The sequence below is a fragment of the Mesorhizobium sp. M7A.F.Ca.US.006.01.1.1 genome (assembly GCF_003997935.1).
Classification (GTDB): Bacteria; Pseudomonadota; Alphaproteobacteria; order Rhizobiales; family Rhizobiaceae; genus Mesorhizobium.
This window is the reverse complement of sequence record NZ_RZQL01000494.1, coordinates 1-1,047: the sequence shown is the minus strand read 5'-3', so window position 1 is coordinate 1,047 and position 1,047 is coordinate 1. Positions and strand designations below refer to the sequence as shown.

At 64.6% G+C, this 1,047-nt stretch carries 1 protein-coding gene and 1 pseudogene; both read left to right on the top strand.

Annotated elements, in window-relative coordinates; genetic code table 11:
- Window positions 1-778 (top strand): autotransporter domain-containing protein (locus EN943_RS37125; protein ID WP_127416622.1); only part of this gene is annotated, 778 nt, incomplete at its 5' end.
- An 11-nt stretch (window positions 779-789) separates the two neighbouring features.
- Window positions 790-1,047 (top strand): annotated as a pseudogene (locus tag EN943_RS37120) (LysR substrate-binding domain-containing protein); the annotation flags it as partial.

Sequence of the window (1,047 nt, the reverse complement as noted above, 5' to 3'; positions counted from 1 at the left end):
TACCGACAGCGACGGCAATGCCGCCGCTTTCGATCGTTCGACGGGGGGCCTGCTGGCGGGCGCCGACACGCTGGTGGGCGGCTGGCGTGTCGGTTTGCTCGGCGGCTACAGCCATTCGAGCTTCGATACCGACGATCGCAACTCTTCGGGCAAGGCCGACAGCTATCATCTCGGTCTCTATGGCGGCACCAATTGGGGCGCCATCGCTTTCCGCATCGGTGCCGCCTACTCCTGGAGCAGTCTCTCGACCAAACGATCGGTTGCTTTCAACGGCTTCACGGATGGGTTGTCGGCCGACTACGATGCCGGCGCCGCGCAAATCTTCGGCGAACTCGCCTACAAGGCCGATGCCGGACAATTCAAGTTCGAGCCCTTCGCCAATCTCGCCTATGTCAGCGTCCATACCGATGGTTTCACCGAAGACGGTGGCGATGCAGCATTGACCAGCGCCGGTACGTCCACCGACGCCACCTTCACCACGCTCGGCCTGCGCGGCTCGACCGACTTCACGCTTGGCGGCATCAACGTCACCGCGCGCGGCATGCTCGGCTGGCGCCATGCATTCGGCGATGTCACGCCGACCTCGACCTTCGCCTTCGCCGGCGGCGATCAATTCACCATCGCCGGCGTGCCGATCGCCAGGGATGCGGCCGTCATCGAGGTTGGGTTCGACTTCAACCTCGCTTCCAACGCTAAGCTCGGCCTGTCCTATGCCGGCCAATTCGGCGGCGGCACGGTCGACCAGGGCGCCAAGGTCGATCTCGGCGTGACATTCTGACCGGTACCGCGCCGGCAATTCGCGAAATCCGCCGCATCTATCCGCGCATCGAGATCACCATGCAGGTGGAGACCTCCAATGTGCTGGCACGCGGCTGTTCGAGTCGCGCGTCATCGGCGTCGAGAAGGCCTGCCTGATCGTACGCCGGGGCCATCCGCTCACCAAGGGCGAGGCGGTGCGGCTGGAAGAGACCGCCGCCTATGACTGGGTCTTCCAGTCTGGCGGCTCGCCCTTGCGCCAGGCGATGGAGAGCAACTTCCTCAACCGCA